The organism is Aeromonas sp. HMWF014, assembly GCF_963878295.1.
Lineage (GTDB): Bacteria > Pseudomonadota > Gammaproteobacteria > Enterobacterales > Aeromonadaceae > Aeromonas > Aeromonas popoffii.
The window spans coordinates 5768-9005 of the sequence record NZ_CAWNYS010000475.1; the positions used below are offsets into that span (position 1 = coordinate 5768).

The following is a 3238-nucleotide window of genomic DNA, read 5'->3' on the forward strand; positions in this document are numbered from 1 at the left end:
TCATCGACAACGGCAGCGGCATCGAGGCCGCCATCATGGACAAGATCTTCGACCCCTTCTTCACCACCCGCGCCACCGGCACCGGGCTGGGGCTGGCCCTGAGCCATCGCATCATCAGCCGCTGGGGCGGGGAGCTGTTGGTGGATTCCACCCCGGGACAGGGGAGCTGCTTTACCATACGGCTGCGTAGCCACGCCCTGCTGCCCAGCGGCGGCGAACCCGTGAAACTGGAAGGGTGGCGCATTGCGCTCAATGCCGAGGGGCGTGAGACAGGGGATTGATCTCGTTATAAAAAGGCCCGTTATCAAAAAGCCCGTGATAAAAACAGCCCGTCAATATGGTTGGCGGGCTGTTTTGTGGGCGGGTGAGGGGTTATTTACTGCGGGCTCCACACCAGCTTGCCGCTCTGGCTCAGGTCATAGCCGCCGAGGCGGGCCGCCAGCTCGCGCCCCTCGGGGGATTGCAGCCAGCCGATCAGTTGTTGTAGCAGGGTGCGAAAGAAGACCCCCTGCGGCATCACCAGATCGAAGCACTCCTGCGACAGCGGCATAAAGCCGAGGCCAAACTCGGTGGCGGTGCTCTGGGCGCCGGGCCCGACATCGGCATCGCCACGGCTGATGGCGGCGGCCAGCTCCCGCTCGCTGTTGACCTCGAGGGTGCGCTCCAGCCGGGTCAGCGACTCCCCCTGGGTTTGCAGCCACTCCTGCAGGGCGCGCTGGCTGCCAGCCCCCTCTTGGCGCATGGCCCAGCGCCAGTCGAGCGCCTCTTTGGCCTCTTTGGGTTGCAGCCCCTGGCGCAGCACCAGCCCCTGCACCCGCCTAAATCCATGAACGATCACCCATTGCCGGTGGCCCTGATACTGCTGCACCAGCGCCGGGTGGCGCAGGTGCGCCTCCTCGGCCTGCCCCCAGTGGATGGCGCACAGATCCACATGGCCGCGCGCCAGCATCGCCAGCCCCTGCCTTGTGCCGCACGGGGTGTAGCCCACCAGTGCCTGGGTGCCGAGCAGCTGGGCCAAACGGCTGCTGGCGTAGTGCAGCAGCACGTCGTCTGAGCCCGCCAGCAGCAGCCGGTCGTTCATCACCCCCTCGTGGCAGCTGCCGAGCAGCCAGCGGTCGAGCAGGGAGCGGGGAAACAGCCACTTGCCGGTCGCCTTGGTGGCAGGGATGCGCGCCTCGTTGGCGAGCTGGTAGACCTTCTTCTCGTTGAGATCGAGGTATTCGGCCACCTGCTTTACGTTCATAAATTCATTCATGGCTTGCGCTTGACCCTCTGGCTGGACCGGCCGAGGCGGCGGCCAGCACCGGCGGCTTCTCGTCCAGCACTATATGGTCGTGGCCGCTGAATACCTCGAAGTGACGCCCCTTGGCGCGGGCAATCATGGTGATGCCGAGCTGGCGGGCCAAATCCAGCCCCATCTGGGTGACGCCGGAGCGTGACAACAGCACCGGAATGCCCATCTGCGCCACCTTGATCACCATCTCCGAGGTGAGCCGCCCTGTGGTGTAGAAGATCTTGTCGTGGCCAGCCTCGCCACTCATCCAGAGCTCGCCCGCCAGGGTATCCACCGCATTGTGGCGCCCCACGTCCTCGACAAAGGAGAGGATCTCAGCGCCGCGACAAATGGCGCAGCCATGCACGGCCCCCGCCATCTTGTAGGTTTCGTTATGGGCCGACAGCGCCTTGAGCAGGGCGTAGAGGGTGCTCTGTTTCAGTTCTGGCGCCGCCAGCACGACCCCTTCCAGCTTCTTCATCACGCTGCCATACATGGTGCCCTGACCGCAGCCGGAGGTGACCGTCTTCTTCTCCAGTGACTGGTCGAGATCGGCGGCCTGCTGGCTGCTCACCACGGCGGCGGCCTCGCTCTCCCAGTCGACGATCACCGATTCGATGGCCGAAATATCCTCGATAAAGCCCTGATTTTTCAGATAACCCAGCACCAGCGCTTCGGGGCGCGCCCCCAGCGTCATCAGGGTTACGATCTCCTTCCAGTTGAGGTAAACCGTCAGCGGCCGCTCACAGGCGATTTGGCGGGTTTGCAGCGTGCCCTGCTCATCCATCACCTCGACGGCCATGGTGAGCTGGGCGGCAGCATTGCTTTTGATAAAGGTCGGTGTCATGGGCCCCTCGCGACCGGTTGCCGGGATCTAAGGGGAGGAATACAGCAAGATTTGTTCCAAGTTAATGCAGGTGGATTGGGATGATATAAACATGTGCATATTTCGGAGATGAGGGTTTATGTGTGCAAATCTTCATTTCTCTGAAAAAGTAAGTAGACATTCTTTTCATATAAAATCGATAGGGTTAGACTCGACTTAAAAAATTAATTTTAAATTCTAATGGCGTTATGATCTTCAATTAAAACTGTTAGGCATAAAATATGAGCTTTGATCTTGTGGTAATAAAACCGTGTAATCATTCAATAGCAGATCTTTCAGAGGTTGAAGACGTCATGCCCCTTGGAAGTAAAGAGTTGATTTCTACAAAAGTAACTCAATGCTTCCCCAATGCAATAGAGGGTGTTTGGTTATCTGATGAATTCTCTGTAGAGGTTTTTGTTAGTGGTGAGCCTGTAACATCAGTTCATATCACTATACACTTTGGTAATGGATGGTCAAAAAACAGTGAGGCTAAACTATTAAGTATGATTGCAGCAATCTGTCGAAGTATAGATGCTTCAGCCTTTTCATTATCTGATAATACAAAGTTAGCTCCATAATGTAGAATCTGGATATTGAATCAATCTGTAGCAGTGGGAAGGATTGGTATGGAAGTTTTTAACGAAATACTTGATGATTACAGCGAATATTGTCACCAGAGACTCCAAGCAGAGTTTGGATTGTATTCGCCAGAGACGTACGATCCTATCTATTTGTATCAGCGTTACAAATGTAGAATTATTGAAAAAAGAGCTCGCTTAGTATTTGAATCAAAGGAACTGTCTATCCCTAAGGAGCACAAAATTGCATACGAAGGTATTATTGAATCGATAAAAGTTGGTGAGTGTCTCAAGAAATATCAAAGTAGAAAGCTAAAAAATCTGCACTACGATGATGACATGTTATCTCATTGGGGAATTCAGCACTTTCATCTGAGCCTAGGTGTGGAGAGAGATGGTTTTGTAACCAGAACTGGAGAGCTTCTATTTATTCATTTCTCTGCTCATGAAGCCCATATATTAGGTGTTTTTGACCATAGTTCATGGTGTGACTTGAGCCTTATACAGATTATGCATAAC

5 protein-coding genes are annotated in these 3238 nt (G+C 55.0%); 3 read left to right on the plus strand and 2 right to left on the minus strand.

The window, feature by feature from the left end; all coding sequences use genetic code 11:
* On the plus strand, positions 1 to 281 hold a 281-nt coding region (locus AAC083_RS23325), incomplete at its 5' end, for an ATP-binding protein (protein ID WP_258224766.1).
* A 95-nt stretch (positions 282 to 376) separates the two neighbouring features.
* Here the strand turns inward: AAC083_RS23325 and AAC083_RS18485 are convergent.
* Together AAC083_RS18485 and AAC083_RS18490 are read right to left on the minus strand one after the other, a co-directional pair.
* On the minus strand, positions 377 to 1243 hold the full coding sequence (locus AAC083_RS18485; protein ID WP_108537379.1) for a helix-turn-helix transcriptional regulator: 867 nt from the start codon (positions 1241 to 1243) through the stop codon (positions 377 to 379).
* A gap of 4 nt (positions 1244 to 1247) precedes the next feature.
* Positions 1248 to 2120 carry a formate dehydrogenase accessory sulfurtransferase FdhD gene (locus AAC083_RS18490; protein ID WP_108537380.1) on the minus strand — a complete coding sequence of 291 codons (873 nt, stop codon included), beginning with the start codon at positions 2118 to 2120 and terminating at the stop codon, positions 1248 to 1250.
* 260 nt (positions 2121 to 2380) lie between these two features.
* Here AAC083_RS18490 and AAC083_RS18495 point away from each other — a divergent pair, with 260 nt between their 5' ends.
* Positions 2381 to 2719, plus strand: a complete 339-nt coding sequence (locus AAC083_RS18495; protein WP_146181732.1) for a hypothetical protein — start codon at positions 2381 to 2383, stop codon at positions 2717 to 2719.
* Between the two features lie 48 nt (positions 2720 to 2767).
* Positions 2768 to 3238: hypothetical protein (locus tag AAC083_RS18500; protein WP_219927912.1), on the plus strand; the 471-nt coding region annotated here is incomplete at its 3' end.

Coding starts and splice junctions, on each gene's coding strand:
- AAC083_RS18495 (WP_146181732.1), top strand. CDS start 2,381: ATGAGCTTTGATCTTGTGGTAATAAAACCGTGTAATCATTCAATAGCA.
- AAC083_RS18490 (WP_108537380.1), bottom strand. CDS start 2,120: ATGACACCGACCTTTATCAAAAGCAATGCTGCCGCCCAGCTCACCATG.
- AAC083_RS18485 (WP_108537379.1), bottom strand. CDS start 1,243: ATGAACGTAAAGCAGGTGGCCGAATACCTCGATCTCAACGAGAAGAAG.